The organism is Pseudarthrobacter sp. NS4 (genome assembly GCF_024758005.1).
Taxonomy (GTDB): Bacteria; Actinomycetota; Actinomycetes; order Actinomycetales; family Micrococcaceae; genus Arthrobacter.
The window spans coordinates 1,362,515-1,380,737 of the sequence record NZ_CP103288.1 but is presented as its reverse complement, the minus strand read 5'-3'; the positions used below and the strand labels follow the sequence as shown (position 1 = coordinate 1,380,737).

Annotated in this window: 19 protein-coding genes; 8 read left to right on the top strand and 11 right to left on the bottom strand. The window is 64.3% G+C overall.

All coding sequences use genetic code 11. The features are described from left to right. The first annotated feature begins 62 nt into the window (after positions 1 to 62). Complete coding sequence (locus tag NXY83_RS06500; protein WP_258805266.1) at positions 63 to 1,484, top strand: class II fumarate hydratase; 1,422 nt, start codon at positions 63 to 65, stop codon at positions 1,482 to 1,484. Between the two features lie 175 nt (positions 1,485 to 1,659). On the opposite strand, the gene NXY83_RS06495 is transcribed toward NXY83_RS06500, so the two are convergent. Together NXY83_RS06495 and NXY83_RS06490 are read right to left on the bottom strand one after the other, a co-directional pair. Next, entirely contained in the window at positions 1,660 to 2,130 is a 471-nt protein-coding gene (locus NXY83_RS06495) for an NUDIX hydrolase (protein ID WP_258805265.1), read from the bottom strand. Between the two features lie 27 nt (positions 2,131 to 2,157). After that, positions 2,158 to 2,700, bottom strand: a complete 543-nt coding sequence (locus NXY83_RS06490; RefSeq protein WP_258805264.1) for a prepilin peptidase — start codon at positions 2,698 to 2,700, stop codon at positions 2,158 to 2,160. 59 nt (positions 2,701 to 2,759) lie between these two features. Here NXY83_RS06490 and NXY83_RS06485 point away from each other — a divergent pair, with 59 nt between their 5' ends. Together NXY83_RS06485 and NXY83_RS06480 are read left to right on the top strand one after the other, a co-directional pair. Beyond that, complete coding sequence (locus NXY83_RS06485) at positions 2,760 to 3,554, top strand: hypothetical protein (protein WP_258805263.1); 795 nt, start codon at positions 2,760 to 2,762, stop codon at positions 3,552 to 3,554. Positions 3,555 to 3,597: 43 nt separating this feature from the next. Beyond that, positions 3,598 to 4,245, top strand: a complete 648-nt coding sequence (locus tag NXY83_RS06480) for a GNAT family N-acetyltransferase (protein ID WP_258805262.1) — start codon at positions 3,598 to 3,600, stop codon at positions 4,243 to 4,245. Between the two features lie 243 nt (positions 4,246 to 4,488). On the opposite strand, the gene NXY83_RS06475 is transcribed toward NXY83_RS06480, so the two are convergent. Continuing rightward, entirely contained in the window at positions 4,489 to 5,907 is a 1,419-nt protein-coding gene (locus tag NXY83_RS06475; RefSeq protein ID WP_258805261.1) for a PhoH family protein, read from the bottom strand. A 239-nt stretch (positions 5,908 to 6,146) separates the two neighbouring features. After that, positions 6,147 to 6,908: an isoprenyl transferase gene (locus tag NXY83_RS06470; protein WP_258806088.1), complete on the bottom strand. Its 762-nt coding sequence runs from the start codon at positions 6,906 to 6,908 to the stop codon at positions 6,147 to 6,149. 150 nt (positions 6,909 to 7,058) lie between these two features. Between NXY83_RS06470 and trhA the strand changes: the two genes are divergently transcribed. After that, positions 7,059 to 7,802, top strand: coding sequence for a PAQR family membrane homeostasis protein TrhA (trhA, locus tag NXY83_RS06465; protein ID WP_258805260.1), 744 nt, complete (start codon positions 7,059 to 7,061; stop codon positions 7,800 to 7,802). 111 nt (positions 7,803 to 7,913) lie between these two features. Here the strand turns inward: trhA and NXY83_RS06460 are convergent, their stop codons facing one another. Continuing rightward, positions 7,914 to 8,252 (bottom strand): hypothetical protein, encoded by a 339-nt coding sequence (locus NXY83_RS06460; protein WP_258805259.1) that lies wholly within the window; start codon positions 8,250 to 8,252, stop codon positions 7,914 to 7,916. 100 nt (positions 8,253 to 8,352) lie between these two features. Beyond that, entirely contained in the window at positions 8,353 to 9,258 is a 906-nt protein-coding gene (gene mca / locus NXY83_RS06455) for a mycothiol conjugate amidase Mca (protein ID WP_258805258.1), read from the bottom strand. A gap of 117 nt (positions 9,259 to 9,375) precedes the next feature. Here mca and NXY83_RS06450 point away from each other — a divergent pair, with 117 nt between their 5' ends. Both NXY83_RS06450 and greA read left to right on the top strand, forming a co-directional pair. Continuing rightward, on the top strand, positions 9,376 to 9,843 hold the full coding sequence (locus NXY83_RS06450) for a DUF4307 domain-containing protein (protein WP_258805257.1): 468 nt from the start codon (positions 9,376 to 9,378) through the stop codon (positions 9,841 to 9,843). A 142-nt stretch (positions 9,844 to 9,985) separates the two neighbouring features. After that, on the top strand, positions 9,986 to 10,480 hold the full coding sequence (gene greA / locus NXY83_RS06445; protein ID WP_258805256.1) for a transcription elongation factor GreA: 495 nt from the start codon (positions 9,986 to 9,988) through the stop codon (positions 10,478 to 10,480). Between the two features lie 55 nt (positions 10,481 to 10,535). Here greA and NXY83_RS06440 read toward each other — a convergent pair whose 3' ends face one another. From NXY83_RS06440 to NXY83_RS06425, 4 genes are read right to left on the bottom strand one after another with little or no spacing between them, the layout of a single operon-like run. Continuing rightward, on the bottom strand, positions 10,536 to 11,171 hold the full coding sequence (locus NXY83_RS06440; RefSeq protein ID WP_258805255.1) for a rhomboid family intramembrane serine protease: 636 nt from the start codon (positions 11,169 to 11,171) through the stop codon (positions 10,536 to 10,538). 8 nt (positions 11,172 to 11,179) lie between these two features. Then, positions 11,180 to 12,418: a threonine ammonia-lyase gene (gene ilvA / locus NXY83_RS06435; protein ID WP_258805254.1), complete on the bottom strand. Its 1,239-nt coding sequence runs from the start codon at positions 12,416 to 12,418 to the stop codon at positions 11,180 to 11,182. A 3-nt stretch (positions 12,419 to 12,421) separates the two neighbouring features. Beyond that, on the bottom strand, positions 12,422 to 13,747 hold the full coding sequence (locus NXY83_RS06430; RefSeq protein WP_258805253.1) for an AI-2E family transporter: 1,326 nt from the start codon (positions 13,745 to 13,747) through the stop codon (positions 12,422 to 12,424). Between the two features lie 39 nt (positions 13,748 to 13,786). Continuing rightward, complete coding sequence (locus NXY83_RS06425) at positions 13,787 to 14,746, bottom strand: aldose 1-epimerase family protein (RefSeq protein WP_397427568.1); 960 nt, start codon at positions 14,744 to 14,746, stop codon at positions 13,787 to 13,789. 96 nt (positions 14,747 to 14,842) lie between these two features. Between NXY83_RS06425 and galT the strand changes: the two genes are divergently transcribed. Then, positions 14,843 to 16,000 (top strand): galactose-1-phosphate uridylyltransferase, encoded by a 1,158-nt coding sequence (galT, locus tag NXY83_RS06420; protein WP_258805250.1) that lies wholly within the window; start codon positions 14,843 to 14,845, stop codon positions 15,998 to 16,000. Further along, positions 15,997 to 17,187 (top strand): galactokinase, encoded by a 1,191-nt coding sequence (galK, locus tag NXY83_RS06415; protein ID WP_258805249.1) that lies wholly within the window; start codon positions 15,997 to 15,999, stop codon positions 17,185 to 17,187. Before galT ends, galK begins: the two co-directional genes overlap by 4 nt. Before the next feature lie 114 nt (positions 17,188 to 17,301). Here the strand turns inward: galK and NXY83_RS06410 are convergent, their stop codons facing one another. Beyond that, a complete protein-coding gene (locus tag NXY83_RS06410; protein ID WP_258805248.1) occupies positions 17,302 to 18,222 on the bottom strand; it encodes a Bax inhibitor-1/YccA family protein in 921 nt (306 codons plus the stop codon). Position 18,223: the final 1 nt, after the last annotated feature.

Genomic DNA, 18,223 nt, shown 5'->3' with positions numbered 1-18,223 from the left:
GGGACCCTTAGCATGCCCTTCACGGTTTTCGAAGGCGTGGCTGATCGCCCTAAGCTAGCCCCATGACTTCCACTGAAGAGTTCCGCATTGAACATGACACGATGGGCGAAGTCCGCGTCCCCGTGAACGCACTGTACCGCGCGCAGACGCAGCGGGCAGTGGAGAACTTCCCGATTTCCGGCAAGACCCTGGAACGTGCCCACATCGAGGCACTGGCCCGGGTCAAGAAGGCTGCGGCCCAGGCCAACGCTGAACTGGGTGTGCTCGACGGCGAGCTGGCCAAGGCGATCGCAGACGCGGCAGACGAGGTAGCCACCGGCAAGTACGACGGCGACTTCCCCATCGATGTTTTCCAGACCGGCTCGGGCACGTCCTCGAACATGAACACCAACGAGGTCATCGCCGAGCTGGCTTCACGCGCCCTCAAGGCGGCCGGAAGCGACAAGGTTGTCCACCCGAACGACCACGTCAACGCCTCCCAGTCCTCCAATGATGTGTTCCCCACGTCCGTGCACGTGGCCGCAACTTCGGCCCTGATCAACGACCTCATCCCCGCCCTGGGCTACCTCGCCGAGTCGCTGGAGCGCAAGGCTGTTGAGTTCAAGGACGTCGTCAAGTCCGGCCGCACCCACCTCATGGACGCCACCCCGGTAACCCTGGGCCAGGAATTCGGCGGCTACGCGGCGCAGGTGCGCTACGGCATTGAGCGGATCAACGCCTCGCTCCCCCGCGTGGCCGAGGTTCCCCTCGGCGGTACAGCTGTCGGAACCGGCATCAACACCCCCGCAGGGTTCCCGGAGCGCGTTATTGAACTGCTGGCGACGGACACCGGGCTGCCCCTGACCGAGGCCCGCGACCACTTTGAAGCGCAGGCCAACCGTGACGGCCTCATCGAGGCGTCCAGCCAGCTGCGCAACATTGCCATCTCGTTCATGAAGATCAACAACGACCTCCGCTGGATGGGATCGGGCCCCAACACCGGCCTGGGCGAAATCGCCATCCCGGACCTGCAGCCGGGCTCATCCATCATGCCCGGCAAGGTCAACCCGGTCATTTGCGAGGCCTCCATCATGGTTGCGGCCCAGGTCATCGGCAACGACACAGCCATCGCCTGGTCCGGCACCAACGGCGCCTTCGAACTGAACGTTGGCATCCCCGTGATGGCCGCCAACCTGCTCGAATCCGTCCGTCTGCTGGCCAACACCAGCCGCGTCATGGCAGACAAGATGATTGACGGCATCACCGCCAACGTGGACCGCGCCCGGTTCCTGGCCGAGGCATCGCCGTCCATCGTGACGCCGCTGAACAAGTACATCGGCTATGAGAACGCGGCCAAGATCGCCAAGAAGGCGGTTGCCGAGGGCCTCACCATCCGTGAGACGGTAGTGGCCATGGGCTTCCTGGAACGCGGCGAGCTCACAGAAGAGCAGCTGGACACCGCCCTGGACGTCATGTCCATGACGCGCCCTCCGCACAAGGCCTAGTTCCAAAGCAGGCTTCGTTCCAATAAGTACGACGGCGGCCGTCCACCTTCCCAGCGAAGGCGGGCGGCCGCGGCCGTTACGCCTTCATCGGCATCAGGCCTCCCGGGCACATCCGGCCGGAACGACAGGATGCCGCAATCTTGCGATTGCGGCATCCTGTTGCGTGGCCGTCCGGTCAGGGCTCGAAGTGAGCCGCCTCCGCAGGTGCCAAAGCGTGCCGGATGCTGGCCAGGTGTCCCGGCATGAGTTCGGGAAGCTCGTCCACGGTGAACCAGCCCACCGCGAGTGATTCGTCATCATTGACCCTCGCGGTCCCGCTGATGTACCGGCAGAGGAAGACGACGTCGAGGAACTCGCAGACATCGCCGTTAGGGTAGGTAAAGGGGCCAACGGCGCCAACAGAGACCACGCGTTCGGCTTCTGCCACCACGGCTGTTTCCTCAAAGATCTCCCGGACCAGGCCCCGGGCAGGCTGCTCCCCGGGATCGAGCATTCCGCTGACCAGCGCCCACTGGCCGTTATCTGCCCGCTGGGCAAGCAGGATCCGCCCGGCATCGTCCACCACCACTCCCCGGACCCCCGGGACCCAGAGCGGGTCATTACCGATTTTCTTCCGCAAACTCAGGATGTAGTCAGGCGCAGGCATACCGCCAGCCTATCCAGTGCCCGCGGCTCAAGCCGGCAGCAGCATGGCCGCGGCCGTTCCCGCGAGCATGAAGGGTCCGAACGGGATGGAGGACTTCAGCGTTCCACGCCGCGCCGCCAAAAGGGCAACGGACCACAAGCCGCCCAGCAGGAAGGCCAGGAAGGTGCCGGCAAACAGGTGCCCCCAGCCCAGATAGCCAAGGTACATCCCCAGCACCCCGGCCAGCTTTACGTCGCCAAAACCCATACCCGGCGGATAGACCAGCCTGAGCACAAAGTAGAAGAGCCACAGCAGCGCGGCTCCGGCCACCACCCGTGCGGGAACGGCAAGCAATGCGGCCAGTGGAGCATCGTTAACCATCTCACCGGCCCCGGCGAGGGCCGCTGCCGCGACCAGGAGGACACCAGCCACCGCGTAGGACGGAAAGACAATCCGGTTCGGCAGGAGGTGGTGCCGGACGTCGATCACAGTAAGCCGGACGGCCATCACCGCAAAATACAGGCATGCTGCGAGCACCAGCCAAAAAGCCACAGGGTTGTGCTGCCACAGTTCGCCCAGTCGTCCGATCACCCTCCGGATGCTACTGGAATTACCCGGCCCGCCCTACCACGCCCGCGTAAACTGTGGATATGGCGACATGGGATGCCCGGCGCCGGCCGGATCCAAACAGCGGTGCATCGCCCGCAGATCCGATCACCACGTTCCGCAACCTGTGCCGGTCCTCGCCCTGGAAGTGGCAGTCACTGCGCTTTGAGTACTGGGATGAACCCTTCACGGAAGCTCCTTCTCCCGCCGCACCGCTGGTCCGGGCGTGGCTGCGGCGCCCCGGAGCGCTCCGGCTGGAAAGCCCGGACGGACTGGTCCTCCACAGCACCACCGGAATCAACGACTCCCGGGATGGTTTCTATGTCAGCTCCACCCGGAAATCCTGGCTGCTGCCGCCCCACCTGGTCAACCCCGTCTACGACGACGCAGGACTGGTGAAGCGCCGCCCCGAGGCAGCCTACGGTGAGCCCGGGTTCGGCAACGCCCGCTTCTCCGCAGCACTGGACCCTGTGGAACTCGCGGGCAACGCTCCAGTTCCCCTGGAGTTCCCCGGCAGCAACGCGGTCCACGTGGAGGAACTCCGGGTTGTCGACCACGAGGGCAGGCCGGCGTTCGAGGCGCAGGTAACGCCCACGGCGGCCTACCGTCCCGGTGATCCCGCGGCTCCCCTGTGCCTTCCTGGGCGCTCCCGTATCCGCGTTGACCTGGGCACGGGTGTTTGTGTAGCCAGCCAGTCGCTGGAGCCCGGAACCGATGAATACGGGCACTGGATCCGGATCATCGCCGTGGATGAATACATGCTCGATGACCTGTTCCTGGCCGAATCAATGAACCTCACCGACGTGCGGCAGCACATCAGCTGGGACATTCCCGCCTGAGTGTGACAGGCACCAGCGGTGGCTCATCCGCTAGGCTTCGCTGATGACTACGCTGAGCTCAGTCTGGCCACTCTTCGACCTCACGCTGGCCACGCCCCGCCTGGAACTCCGCCCCATCATGGATGAAGAGATCCCAAGTGCTGTGGCCTCCGCCTGCACCGGCATCCATGAGCCCGGCAAGAACCCGTTCAGTACCCCCTGGGCGGAGCTGCCGGCAGAGGAACTGGGCCCGAACATGGCCCGCTGGTACTGGCGGTGCCGCGCCGAGTGCACGCCCGAATCCTGGACGCTGCTCCTGGGCGTCTGGCACGAAGGCGGGTTCATCGGCTGCCAGGACGTCGGTGCCAAGGACTTCGCCACGCTCAAGACGGTCACCACAGGGTCCTGGCTCAAGCAGTCCGTGCAGGGCCGCGGCTTCGGCAAGGAGATGCGCGCCGCCGTCGCCCTTTACGCGTTCGACTGGCTGGGGGCAGAAGTAGCCGAGTCCGAAGCGGCAGACTGGAACGAAGCTTCCCTGGGAGTTTCGCGCTCCCTCGGCTACGAGTTCAACGGAACCACCCGGAAGGCGTGGGGCACCAAAGTCGAGACAGTACAGCACGTCCGCCTCACGCCGCAGAGCTTCAAACGCCCCGACTGGATCCTCCAGGTAAAAGGCCACGAAGCCGCGGCGAACTACCTGAAGGTTAGCTGACCGCCGCGCGAGGTTGAGTTCGCCAGCCCATGGCCCTTCTCCGTCGCTTAGACACGTCACATAGGGGCGCCTACGGTCGCGGGCGACCTACAGCACCCGATGCGCTGCGATGCGCTCCTACGAGAAGGACCATGACCCGGCTTGTGCGCGGGGCAGCCTTCCGGCAGCGTGCGTCAAAGGCGACGAAGGAGCCAGCACGCAGAGGAAGGGTGCCCCGGGCACCTGCCAACCGGGTTAGTTCACCTAGCCTTCGAGCAGCTCGGTTACCAGGGCTGCTATTGGTGAGCGTTCGGAGCGGGTCAGGGTGACGTGGCCGAAGAGCGGGTGTCCCTTCAGGGTTTCGACGACGGCGGCTATTCCGTCATGGCGTCCGACCCGGAGGTTGTCGCGCTGGGCGACGTCGTGGGTCAGCACGATCTTGGAGTTCTGGCCCATGCGGCTCATGACGGTGAGCAGCACGTTCTTTTCAAGGGACTGGGCCTCGTCGACGATGACGAATGCGTCGTGGAGGGAACGTCCGCGGATGTGGGTGAGCGGCATGACCTCGAGCATGCCCCGGTCAATGACTTCCTCCACTACTTCCTGGCTGACCAGTGCACCGAGGGTGTCGAAGACCGCCTGGGCCCAGGGGTTCATCTTCTCGGACTCCGAGCCGGGCAGGTAGCCCAGTTCCTGCCCGCCCACCGCGTAGAGGGGGCGGAAGACGATCACCTTGCGGTGCTCGCGGCGTTCGAGCACCGCTTCCAGGCCTGCACACAGGGCCAGGGCGGACTTGCCGGTGCCGGCCCGGCCACCAATGGATACGATGCCGACGGCGGGATCCATCAGCATATCTATGGCAAGGCGCTGTTCGGCGGAACGGCCGTGGAGCCCGAAGACGTCACGGTCACCTTTCACCAGGCGGACCTGCTTGTCGGGGCCCACCCGGCCGAGGGCCGACCCACGGTTCGAGAGCAGGACGAGTCCGGTGTTGACCGGCATTTCGGCTGCGGCGGGGATGAAGACGGGCTCATGGCCGTACAGGGTGGAGATTTCCTGTTCGTTGGCTTCAACCTCGGCCACGCCCGTCCATCCCGAGTCCTTGACCAGTTCATTGCGGTACTCGTCGGCCGTGAGCCCCATGGCGGAGGCTTTGACCCGCATCGGCAGGTCCTTGGAAACCACCGTGACGTCCCGGCCTTCGTTCGAGAGGTTCTTGGCTACCGCGAGGATGCGGCTGTCGTTGTCTCCGCTGCGGAAGCCCAGGGGCAGTACCTCTGAGGAAATGTGGTTGAGCTCCACCATGAGGCTGCCGCCGTCGTTCCCTATGGGAATCGGCTGGTTAAGTCCGCCGTGTTTCACCCGGAGGTCGTCAAGGAGCCGGAGGGCTTTTCGTGCGAAGTAACCGAGCTCAGGGTCGTGCCGTTTGGCCTCAAGTTCGGTAATGACCACCACAGGGACGATGACCTCGTGCTCTGCAAAGCGGAGCAGTGCGAGGGGGTCGGACAGCAGGACTGACGTGTCGATCACGAAGGTGTGGATGTCGGCTTCCCTTCCGGAGACGGCAAAACCGGCGGCAGCATCCGTTGCTGCGCCGGTTTGTGTGGTGGCTCGCGTGGCGCGAGAGGCAGCTTTCCCTCCCTGGTCGAAAAGGACCTCGGGCAGTTGTTCAGAAGTAGCCACATCGACTCCAGCCCCAGGCGCAAGCCCGGATTTGTTATTGGTGAGGCGGCTCGGCCACGAGGCCGGGTCCGGCCTCCCATACAACCGGTGCGATGTTTCGCTCCATGTATTGGCCTCCCCGATCAGCCGGCGGTTTTGCCTGCTGATGGATATAACGTAAATCCACTCCAAGTAATTTCCGCAACCATTACGCGGCGATTCCTGTTGCGCCCGGGTGAACTTCTGATGAAGGAGGGACGTCACGTGCCGAAGCGGCGTTGTCTTCCGGCGTAGTCACGCAGGGCGCGCAGGAAGTCCACCTTCCGGAAAGCGGGCCACAACGCTTCACAGAAGTAGAACTCGCTGTAGGCGCTCTGCCACATCAGGAAACCGGAGAGGCGCTGCTCGCCGGAGGTCCGGATCACCAGGTCGGGGTCGGGCTGGCCCCGCGTGTAGAGGAAACGGGAGATGTCGTCCACGCAGAGGTCATCGGCGAGCCGGGAGATGTCGGTGCCCTTGGCCACGGCGTCATGGAGAAGCTCGCGCACGGCGTCCACGATTTCCCGGCGCCCGCCGTAGCCCACGGCGACGTTGACATGGATTTTCTCGCGGACGGGCGTGCGGGCGGTGAGCTTGTTGAGTCGCTCAGCCAGGTAATCCGGAAGCAGCTCCGGTGCCCCCATGGCATGGACCGAGATGTTTGAGTCCCCGTCGAGCCGGTCCAGGGTGTTGGCGATGATCCCCATCAACAGGTCCAGTTCTTCACTGGACCTGTTCATGTTGTCCGTGGACAGCATGTAAAGCGTAACGACCTTAACCCCCAGTTCCTGGCACCAGCCGAGGAACTCATGGATCTTGTCCGCGCCGGCCTGGTGGCCCTGGCTGGTGGGAGCGTTGAACTGCTTGGCCCATCGCCTGTTGCCGTCCACCATAACGCCTATGTGGCGCGGGATGCGGTCCCGGGAGAGGTCCTTGAGGAGCCTGCGCTCGTAAAAGCCGTAGAGGAACACGGGCAACTCCACGCGTCCACTCACCTGACTTCCTTGCTGTACGTACTTGCACATCCTAGGCTACCGCCCGCGCGGGCACGGGCCGTCCGGAGACGCCCCAGCACCCGAACGGGGCGACATTACCCGTCAGTAACTTACCGGTGCGTAAGTTATTCTGGAGCCATGAACAGTGACTCTCGGAAGGGCCCGCAGACCCCGGGCCCAAAGGGAAATCCGGCGGAAGCAAACCCCGGAACAAACGCGATTGACGACGCCGCTGTACGGCTCGCTGAACTGTTGATGATCAAGCCGAAGTGGCGCGGCTGGATCCACACCGTCACGGCGCCGATGGCCCTCATTGCGGGAATCGTCCTGGTGGCGCTGGCCCCAACGCTGGACCGCAAGGTCACATCCGCCATTTACGCGGCCACCGGGGTGCTGCTCTTCGGCGTCAGCGCGGTTTACCACCGCGGCAACTGGTCCCCCGGCGTGAAAATGGTCCTCAAGCGGCTGGACCACACCAACATCATGCTGGTCATTGCCGGCAGTTACACACCCCTCGCCTGGACCCTCCTGGACCGGCCGCAGGCTGTCATCCTGCTGTGGCTAATCTGGTCAGGCGCCATCCTGGGGGTGCTGTTCAGGCTGTTGTGGACGGACGCGCCCCGTTGGCTCTATGTCCCGATCTACATAGCCCTGGGCTGCGGCGCACTGTTCTACCTGCCGCAGTTTTTCCAGGCCAGCATCCCGGCAGCGGTCCTCATCTGCGTCGGTGGCGCGCTGTACATCACCGGCGCAGTCTTCTACGCCATGAAGAAACCGAACTTCAGCTATCACCACTTCGGTTTCCACGAACTCTTCCACGCATTTACGGTCTTTGCCTTCGCCGCCCACTTCACGGCCATCGCCACGGCAGTCCTGGGCTGAGCCCGGGGAAAACCGGGAATACCGTTCGCCTGCGGCCGGCACGCAGAACCGCCCCCTCTCAGGACGGCGCCCGCGCGGCGCGACCGCGCCGAAAACCGGGAACCCGGCCCGCTAGTCCCGCGGCAGTGACTGGCCTGGGGCGATACCGTTCCCGTCGCCGTCGGCCCGCCCGGGATCAGAAGCATCGAGGCCGTCCTGGGCATCAGCAGCCTGCACGTCGGCAGCAGCAGCGGCAGCAATCCGCTCCTCCTCAACCTGGGCGCGGTACCGGACCCTCCGGATCCGCCGCACCATGTCCACGATCAGCAGGGCGGTGGCCACCACAAAGAAAGCCGTCATGATGAAGCCCAGGAGGCCCGGCGTTACCTGATCCTCGGAGATACCTTCCCGCAGGGCGGGAGTGGGCAGCGGTGTTGGGGTAGTGGCCAGGCTGAGGAGCAGACGATGCATGTTTATACCTTCTGTGGAACGGGTTGCAGCAGGCAGCGGATGGCACCGCCCGAAGGGGCCGGGACCTATCTTCTACACGGCATAGAAATTACCTGCCGTTCTATCTTAGCCCCGCGAACAGGTCCTTCTCCGGGAGCTCGGAGGGCACCCGGGAGCGGATGAGGGAGTAGTCTTCCCACGGCCATGCGCGCCGCTGCATGTCAGCTGAGACCGCAAAGAAGAACCCCAGCGGATCCACCTGCGTCCGGTGGGCACGGAGGGCGTCGTCGCGCACCTCGAAGAAATCCCCGCAGTCCACCTGGGTGGTGGTGGGGTGGGGAGCAGGCGGCGGGGTGTGCCCCTCGGCGTCGGACTCCAGCCAGGCGGCGAGCCGCTCGGCGTACGGGGACTGCAGGCCCGCCTCTTCCAGCGCGAAGTGCAGGGCCCGGAAGCGCTCCGGGCTGAAGGCCCGGTCGTAGTAGAGCTTGCTGGGCTCCCAGGGCTCTCCCGCATCCCGGTAGCGCGCAGGATCACCGGCGGCATCGAAGGCCTCAACGGCAATCCGGTGCGCCATGATGTGGTCCGGGTGCGGATATCCGCCGTTTTCGTCGTAGCTGAGGATGACATGCGGCTTGAAGGACCGCACCAGCCGGACCAGGGGCGCTGCAGCTTGGTACAGGGGCAGGGTGGCGAAGGAACCGGCCGGCAACGGAGGCAAGGGGTCCCCTTCCGGCAGCCCGGAATCAACGAAACCCAGCCAGCATTGCCTGACGCCCAGGATGGCGGCGGCACGCTCCATTTCCAGCCGCCTGGCCCCTGCCATGTCCCGCTTGGGATGGGGTTCATCTTCCACCGCAGGATTCTGGATGTCCCCGCGGGACCCGTCCGTGCACGTGACAACCAGGACGTTCACGCCGTCGGCGGCATACTTGGCCATTGTCGCAGCGCCCTTGCTGGATTCGTCATCCGGGTGGGCGTGGACTGCGAGCAGCCTTAGCGGTGCCGGGGAGTTGCTGGACGCTGTCATGGAAGGACGGCTCCTAATTCATCTTTTGCTTCTGGCTGCTGAACGGGAAACGGGGTGCGGGCTGAGTCCGGAAACCGCAACAACCGGCCCCGGCGGAAAGGGCACTAAACTGGTCTGGTGACTTCCCCCGACCAGCAGGCTCCAACCGCGCCCGCAGACACTAGCCTAGCCAATCGCTATGGTGCTAAAAAGCGCGGGCTCACGCCTGCCGTCAAGCGCACCCTTGCCGCTGTGGCACTGGCCGGAGGAATTGGCTTTATGGCTTGGGTTTCGACCTCCAACTCCCTGACGGACGTAACCTTCAAGGATGTGGGCTACACCACTCCTGATGCCACTCTTGCCGAGGTGGACTTCCAGGTAACCCGCGAGCCGGGAACACCCGTAAAGTGCGCAGTCAAGGCGCTGGACTCCAAGTACGCCGTGGTCGGCTGGAAGGTCGTGGATATCCCTCCGGGTGCTGCGCAAGAAACGGCCGACGGCGGCAGGACAGTTTCCCAGCGGGTGGCCCTGCGCACCGAGTCGCTTTCCGTGTCCGGTGTGGTGGACAGCTGCTGGATAGCTGATGGGTCCGGCCAGAAGATGTGACCCGCGCCGCTTCCTTATTGGGTTAAGTCCACAGCATTGACTACAATGAAGCGATACCTTTACCCCGCTGAGCTGGTTACTGTTCCACAAGTGGCCACCGTGGCGGGGTCTTTTGCTTGTAGGACCATAAGAGGAGAAGTCCGTGTCTACCACCAACAGCGCATCTGCAGCCTGGCTCACCCAGGAAGCTTTTGACCGCCTGAAGGCAGAGCTGGACCACCTTTCCGGCGCTGGCCGGGCGGAGATCGTCCAGAAGATTGAAGCAGCCCGGCAAGAGGGGGACCTTAAAGAGAACGGTGGCTATCATGCGGCCAAGGAGGAACAGGGCAAGATTGAAGCCCGCATCCGCCAGCTGACGGCGCTCCTCCGTGATGCCCACGTGGGCGAGGCTCCTGCAGACGACGGAATCGTGGAGCCCGGAATGATCGTCGTCGCAAGGATCGCCGGTGACGAAGAGACCTTCCTGCTCGGGTCTCGTGAAATTGCCGGCGACTCCGACCTGGACGTCTTCAGCGAAAAGTCGCCACTGGGCGCAGCCATCCTTGGTCACAAGGAAGGCGACTCACTGAGCTATGTGGCACCCAACGGCAAGGACATCAAGGTGGAGATCCTGTCCGCCAAGCCCTACGCAGCATAGTCCCGAACGCACAAAGAGCGCCGGCCGCCCCCTGGGGACGGCCGGCGCTCTGCGTTTAAGTGGCTTCCCGGGAGGCCCGCTGTGGAGCCCTGCTGCCACGCGGGCGCAGCAGCAGGGCAGCCACCACTCCCCCGGCCGCACCGCCCAGATGGGCCTGCCACGAGACGTAGCCCGCCGCAAGGGGCAGGACACCCAGCAGGATGCTCCCGTAGCCCGTAAAGAGGACTACCGCCAGGAGAATTTGGCGCCAGCTGCGGTTGAAAAACCCCCGAACAAGGAGGAATGAGAAGAGCCCGAAAACAAGGCCCGAGGATCCCACTGTGATGCCGCCGTCGCCGATCAGCCACACAGTAAGGCCGGACCCCAACCAGCTGAATGCCAGAGCCGTCAGGAACACCCGGAGACCCGAGAGGAAAACCAGGAAGCCAAAGATGATCAACGGAAGGCTGTTGGACAGGAGGTGGTTCAGGTTTGCGTGCAGGAGCGGAAACGTGAAGATGTCCAGCAGACCGTCGGCGCTTCGGGGCCTGAGGCCGAACGTGGTGTTAAGCGAACGCAGCATCACCATGTTGAACAGTTCAATGACAAACAGCAGAACCACAAAGGTGACCAATACCAGGAGACCGCCTTTTGCCCTGGCGGCCGCGGTTCGCCGCTGCCCAAAGCTGCCGTTTCCCATCAGTCCTGCCACGGGGCGTCCTAGTGCACCACGATTGGCTGGAAACCTTCGGCACGGAGCGCGCTGAGTACCTGCTCGCCGTGCTGATGACCCTTGGTTTCCAGGTTCACCGTGATGGAAACGTCCCCCATGCTGATGGAGCCGCCCACCCTTGTGTGGTCAAGGCCCGTGACGTTGGCATCGTTTTCCGCGATGATCCTGGCGATGGTGGCCAGCGAACCGGGCCGGTCGTCCAGCATCATGCGGACAGTCATGTAGCGTCCCGCCGCCGAAAGGCCGCGCTGGATGACCTTGAGCATCAGCATCGGATCGATGTTTCCGCCGGAGAGGACCACAGCAGTGGTTCCCGGATTTTCGATCTTGCCATCCATGAGTGCTGCCACACCCACGGCCCCGGCCGGTTCCACCACCATCTTGGCGCGTTCCAGCAGGAAGATCAGCGCCCGGGCCAGGGAGTCTTCACTGACCGTAACCACATCATCCACCAGCTCACGGATGATGCTGAACGGCAGCTGGCCGGGACGTCCCACGGCGATGCCGTCCGCCATGGTGGACACTTTCTTGAGCGGTACCAGCGCATCTGCCGCCAGTGACGGAGGGTAGGCGGCGGCGTTCTCTGCCTGCACCCCGATAATGCGGATCTCCCGGCCCAGTTCTTTTGCCCGGGCTTTGATGGCAACGGCAACACCGGCCAGGAGCCCGCCGCCGCCCACGCCCATCAGGACGGTGTCAACGTTGGGTATCTGCTCAAGGATTTCCAGGCCCAGGGTGCCCTGGCCGGCAACAACATCCACATTGTCAAAGGGGTGGACGAAGACGGTGCCCGTCTCGTTGCTGTACCGCTGGGCTTCTGCGAGCGCTTCGTCGACATTGTGCCCATGCAGGATAACCTCGGCGCCGTGGCTGCGGGTGGCAGCAAGCTTCGGCAAGGCAACTCCAAGTGGCATGTAGATGCGGGCCTTGATGCCCAGGCTCTTGGCGGCCACGGCAACACCTTGGGCGTGGTTACCGGCCGAAGCGGCCACTACCCCACGCTTTTTCTCTTCCGGGGACAGCCTGGCCATGCGGACGTAGGCGCCACGGACCTTGAACGATCCGGCGCGCTGCAGGTTTTCGCACTTGAAGTAAACGGCCCCGCCCACCATGGCTCCCAGGGCCCTTGACGATTCCACTGGAGTGCGCTCAATAATCCCGTCAAGCAGCTTCTGCGCCTCCAGGACATCGTCCAGGGTGACGGGAAGGGTTTCAAGGATGTTCACGGACTATTCTCCTCTGGGTTTGTCCCTGGGGCCCCGCTCCACGGAGGTGCGGGCATCAGGATGTTCTGCTGTAGTGCCGGTTGCGGCGTCCCTGCCGCCCTGGAGCACCACCGGAGAGTCAACGTCCTGGATGGTGTTGTCCGCCGGGGCGCCGGCCGCCAGCAGCGTTGCCGGCACTTGTTCATGTTCCCACGTTCTGGCGGCAATATAGCGAATGGCTGAGTTTGCGACGGCGAGGATGGGCACCGAGAACAGCGCCCCAGGGATGCCTGCCAGGTAGGATCCGGCCGCCACGGACAGGATTACGGCCACCGGGTGCAGTGCCACCGCCTTGCCCATGACGAGGGGCTGAAGGATGTGGCTTTCCAACTGCTGGACAAGCAGGACGATGCCAAGCATGACCAGGGCGTTGATGGGACCATTGGCCACCAGCGCCAGAAGGACGGCGATGGCGCCGGTCACCAGGGCGCCAACAATCGGGATGAATGAGCCGATAAAGACGAGCACGCTGAGCGGAAGCGCCAGCGGAACGCCGATGATCGCCGCGCCCACACCGATGCCCACCGCGTCCACAAACGCAACGAACATCTGGATGCGTGCATAGTTCACCATGGATGCCCAGCCCTTGCGCCCGGCCCCATAGGTTGCCGCCCTGGCTTTTTTGGGGAGCAGCCGCACCAGGAACGCCCAGATCCTGGCTCCTTCCAGCAGGAAGAAGATGAGGATAAAGAGCGCAAGGATAAGCCCGGCAGCAAAATGTCCTGCAGTGCTGCCGAAGGACAGGGCGCCGCTGAGGATGCTGCTGCTGTTGTCCTGCAGTGCGGTGCTTGCTTCCTGCAGGTACTGGTCGATCTGGTCGGCGGTCAGGTGGAGGGGTCCTTCGGACAGCCAGTTCTGTATCTGCCGTATGCCGGTCAGCGCCTCGGACCAGAGTTCCCCGAAACCGGCGATGAGCTGCCTGCCCACCAGTGCCAGTGATCCCCCAATCAGGCCGAGGAAGCCCAGCACCGTGATGGCCACCGCCAGGCCTGCGGGCACCCGGTCGCGTTTGAGCCAGCCCACTACCGGGTTCAGGAGGCCGGCCAGCAAAGCGGCCACCATGATCGGGATGATGAGGAAGCTGATCCCTCTCAGCAGCCAAACCAGGACACCGCCCACAAGGAGGATGAGTCCAAGCCGCCATGCCCAGGACGCGGCGATGCGCACGCCATAGGGAATGTCCTCGTCCAGTTCACGGTCCGTACGCACCCGCACCGGCGGCGCAGAAGCGGGCTGTTGTGGCGGTGGGGCTGGGCTGGTGGGTTGTACGGAATCCCCGGTTGGAGTCATAGCCTAATACTTGCGCAGCCGTCCCCTAATGGGAAACTGCTATCCAGCAGCACCGGGACTGTAATCAATCCCCCACTCGATGGTGAAGGATTCGCCGGGCGCCAGCCAGCGAAGGCCATCTCCGGAGTTGAAGGCGTTTGCCGGCCCGGTCATCGGTTCGACGGCCACTGCGCGGCTGCGGCCCGGGTACTGGGTGCTCACAAAGACATGGACGTACCCGCACGATTCGTCCTGCCAGAGGCTGACGTTTTGCCCGTCGGCGGCAGCAAGGGTGTGCCGGGCAATGCCTGCATTGCGCACTAAATCGGTCAGTGCCACGTCGACGCTGAGGTCAGCGATGTGCTTGCCGGCGCGGAAGTCGGTGTCCCCCTCTACGGGAGCGGCACTGCGGGGAATAAGTCGTTCGTCCGCCAGCAGCCGGGTGTCGGCGGCAACCGTCAGCACCAGCTCGTCAATGGGTGTGTCACCGAGGCGAAGATACGGATGGGCACCGAGGACAAACGGGCTGGAGGCCTTGTCGTGGTTAGTCAGGGTCTGGCGCACCATCAGCCCCAGGTCGCCATTCAGGAGGTACTGGACGCGGTGCCGTGCAAGGAAAGGGTAGCCGTGCTGGGGAAAGATGGTGGCTTCCAGGGAAACCGAGTGCTGTGACTCCTCAACCAGGGCGTAGGCGGTGTTGCGGAGCAGGCCGTGGCTGGCGTTGTTCCGGGCAACTTCGGTGATATCCAACTGCTGTTTCCTGCCGTCCAGGAACCATGTCCCGTCTTCCACGCGGTTGGCCCACGGCGCCAGCGTGATTCCGGCTGCTCCGGGCGGGATTTGGTCGTCGCCGTAGGTCTCCGTGAGAAGGAGGCCTCCCCTGCTGAACGAGCGTAGGCCGGCGGCAAGTTCGGTGACCACGGTCACCGCATCACCACGCCGCAGCTCATACTGCCGGCCCGTCGCGTATGCCTGCGTACCGGGACCGGCAAGGGAATCCTTGTCGGGAGCGGATGTCATGGGCATACCGTACCCCTACCAAAGGGGAAGTCAGCAGGCTATGTTGACTTTTGTTGTTAACTATTCTTTTTTGATCGAATGTGCGAAACTTTTTTTATGACAGGGATCACCAGTACCAGACTCTCCGACGGCCGGGAGCTGATTTATTTCGATGACGCCGGCACCAGCACCTCGCGGGCAGCCGGGTTCACCACCGACAACCGCGGACTACCTCCGAGAGGGGAGCCGGGAGAAGTCCGTTTCGATGCCCTGACGGATGAATGGGTAGCCGTAGCGGCGCACCGCCAGGCGCGGACCCACCTGCCGCCGGCAGACCAGTGCCCCATCTGCCCCACCACCAGCAGCAACCCCTCTGAAATACCGGCTGCCGACTACGACGTGGTGGTGTTCGAAAACCGCTTCCCGTCACTCGGGCCGGCCCTCGGCCACGTCCCTGACCATGCCTCGTGGGGAACAACAGGTCCTGCCTATGGCCGGTGCGAGGTGGTGTCCTTCACCCCCGAGCACACGGGATCCTTCAGCGCACTCAGCGAGATCCGCTCCCGTACGGTAATTGAGGCGTGGGCGCAGCGGACCGCGGCCTTGAGCTCGCTCCCCGGGATCAAGCAGGTATTCCCCTTCGAAAACCGCGGTGCGGACATTGGCGTCACCCTGCACCATCCACACGGCCAGATCTACGCCTACCCCTATGTCACGCCGCGGGCAGGCGTGCTGGGCGCAGCGGCCCGCAGGTTCTACGACGCGCAGGACGGCCGGGAGACGCTTACCGGATCTCTGCTGCGGGCGGAGCGCGAGGATGGCAGCAGGATGGTCATGGAGGGTGAGAACTTCAGCGCCTATGTCCCGTTCGCGGCCCGCTGGCCCCTGGAAATCCATCTGGTTCCGCACCGCCATGTTCCGGACCTGGCCGCACTGAGCGGCGAAGAGAAGGATGAGCTGGCGCACGTCTACCTCGACCTGCTCAAGCGCTTGGATGTCCTTTATCCGACGCCCACGCCGTACATCTCTGCCTGGCACCAGGCTCCCCTGGACGCCGCGCTGCGTCCCGCCGGGTATCTTCACCTGCAGCTGACGTCGCCCCGGCGGGCTGCAGATAAGCTGAAGTACCTGGCCGGGTCAGAGGCCGCCATGGGCGCTTTCATCAATGACACCACCCCGGAAAGCGTGGCAGAACGCCTGCGTGCCGTAACCGTCCCGCCGTCCGCCACGTCCCGGGCCGTCCTGGCCGCCGCGACCGAAGGAGCCTCCGCTTGAGCACCGCACCTGATCCCCTGGCCGTTTCCGCTTCGGCCGGTGCCGGCGATCTCGCCGCCGCCAGGTTCACGCAGGAGTTCGGCGGGGTTCCCGCCGGCGTCTGGCAGGCGCCCGGACGGGTGAACCTGATCGGTGAGCATACCGACTACAACGAGGGCTTTGTCCTGCCTTTTGCCATCGACCGGACCGCCAGGGTGGCGGTAGGCGTGCGCTCCGATTCCACCATTCGGCTGCTGTCCACCTACGGTGACCAGGGTGTTGTCACCACCTCGCTTGAATCCCTGGAACCCGGGTCCGCCAAGGGCTGGACCAAGTACCCGCTCGGCGTCATCTGGAGCCTCCGCCAGCGCGGTATCGATGTGCCGGGCATCGACCTCCTGCTGGACTCGAACGTCCCCCTCGGGGCGGGGCTCTCCTCGTCCCACGCCATCGAGTGCGCCGTCATAACAGCACTGAATGAACTGACAGGCGCGGGACTGGTGGCACAGGAGATGGTCCTGGCCACCCAGCAGGCTGAAAACGACTTCGTGGGAGCCCCCACCGGAATCATGGACCAGTCAGCGTCCTTGCGGGGGTCACACGGCCACGCAGTATTCCTGGACTGCCGGGACCAGAACGCGCGCCTGGTTCCCTTTGAGACAGAACCGGCGGGCCTGGTGTTGCTGGTCATCGACACCAAGGTTTCGCATTCGCACGCCGATGGCGGTTATGCCTCACGGCGTGCATCATGCGAGCTCGGCGCCGAAGTCCTGGGCGCCAAGGCTTTGCGGGACGTTCAGGTTGGGGACCTTGAGGAAGCCAGCGGACTCCTGGACGAAGTGACGTTCCGGCGGGTGCGGCACGTGGTCACCGAAAACGACCGCGTACTCCAGACCGTGGAACTCCTCGGCCGGCAGGGACCATCTGCCATCGGCCACCTGCTGGATGCAAGCCACGCATCCATGCGCGACGACTTTGAAATCTCCTGCCCGGAACTGGATCTCGCCGTGGACTCCTCGCGGGCCAGCGGCGCAATTGGCGCCCGGATGACCGGCGGCGGCTTCGGCGGCGCGGCGATCGCCCTCACCCCCGCAGACGCGGAACGAAAGGTGCGCGACGCCGTCGTAAGGGCCTTTGCGCAGGCTGGCTTTACCGCTCCGGACATTTTCACGGTGTCACCCGCCGCGGGGGCAATGCGCATCGCGTAAGGCACATAGCCAAAGGCACGCAAAGCACTTGGGTAAAGACAAACGAAAGGGTCCCACCTTGCGGTGGGACCTTTTGTTATGCAGGAACGGACGACGGCGGGGCCGCCTTGGCGGTTATTCGTCTCCGCGCAAGATGGCCAGCAGGCGGATGATTTCCACATACAGCCAGACCAGCGTGACCGTCAGGCCGAAGGCGGCCGTCCAGGAGAACCGCTGCGGAGCGCCACTGCGGACGCCCGCCTCAATGCTGGTGAAGTCCATGATGAGGGAGAAGGCCGCCAGGCCGATGGCCAGCAGGCCGACGAAGACACCCAGCGGAATGCCCAAGATTTCGACCTCGGTACGCAGGCCGAAAGGCGACTGGACCGCGCCGGTCCACATCATCACCAGGTTGATGACCGAGAACAGGGCGTAACCGATGATGGCGATCATGAAGAACCGCATGGCCTTCGGCGTGGCGCGTACCTTGCCGCTCTTGAACAGAACGAGGGTCACGGCGAACACGGACAGGGTGCCGATCACTGCCTGCAGGCCAACACCCGGGAACTGTGCGTCCAGTATCCGTGTCAGGCCGCCGAGGAAGAGGCCTTCCAGTCCGGCATAAGCCAGGATGAGGGCCGGCGACGGCTGCTTCTTGAAAGTGTTGACCAGTGCCAGGACGAAGCCGCCGAGGGCTCCGACAATCATCAGCAGCGCTGCGAGTCCCATGCTGACGAACATGGTCACGGCGGCGCCGGCAACCACGACGCCAAGGCAGGCAGCGGTCTTGACGATAACGTCATCGAACGTCATCCGTCCGGTGTCCGCCGGGCCGGCCGCAGGCTGGTTGTACATCTGCTGCAGCTGCTCATCGGTCATGTTCTGCGGCTGGGTGTTCCAGCCCTGCTGGCCGTAGGGCGCCTGCCCGTACGGGGCCTGGCCGTGTGGCTGCCGGCCGTAAGGAGCCTGGCCGTAGGGAGCCTGCGGTACAGGCGGTGCCTGGGTGGCTCCACGGAAGCTCTTTCCGTTGAAGATCGGGTTGCCGCCAAGTGCCATT

Bases quoted from the DNA above. Each gene is read 5' to 3' on its own strand.
- NXY83_RS06430 (WP_258805253.1), bottom strand. From the start codon at position 13,747: ATGACTCCAACCGGGGATTCCGTACAACCCACCAGCCCAGCCCCACCG.
- NXY83_RS06485 (WP_258805263.1), top strand. From the start codon at position 2,760: ATGGCGACATGGGATGCCCGGCGCCGGCCGGATCCAAACAGCGGTGCA.
- NXY83_RS06410 (WP_258805248.1), bottom strand. From the start codon at position 18,222: ATGGCACTTGGCGGCAACCCGATCTTCAACGGAAAGAGCTTCCGTGGA.
- NXY83_RS06500 (WP_258805266.1), top strand. From the start codon at position 63: ATGACTTCCACTGAAGAGTTCCGCATTGAACATGACACGATGGGCGAA.
- NXY83_RS06425 (WP_397427568.1), bottom strand. From the start codon at position 14,746: ATGACATCCGCTCCCGACAAGGATTCCCTTGCCGGTCCCGGTACGCAG.
- galT (WP_258805250.1), top strand. From the start codon at position 14,843: ATGACAGGGATCACCAGTACCAGACTCTCCGACGGCCGGGAGCTGATT.
- trhA (WP_258805260.1), top strand. From the start codon at position 7,059: ATGAACAGTGACTCTCGGAAGGGCCCGCAGACCCCGGGCCCAAAGGGA.
- NXY83_RS06460 (WP_258805259.1), bottom strand. From the start codon at position 8,252: ATGCATCGTCTGCTCCTCAGCCTGGCCACTACCCCAACACCGCTGCCC.
- mca (WP_258805258.1), bottom strand. From the start codon at position 9,258: ATGACAGCGTCCAGCAACTCCCCGGCACCGCTAAGGCTGCTCGCAGTC.
- NXY83_RS06480 (WP_258805262.1), top strand. From the start codon at position 3,598: ATGACTACGCTGAGCTCAGTCTGGCCACTCTTCGACCTCACGCTGGCC.
- NXY83_RS06495 (WP_258805265.1), bottom strand. From the start codon at position 2,130: ATGCCTGCGCCTGACTACATCCTGAGTTTGCGGAAGAAAATCGGTAAT.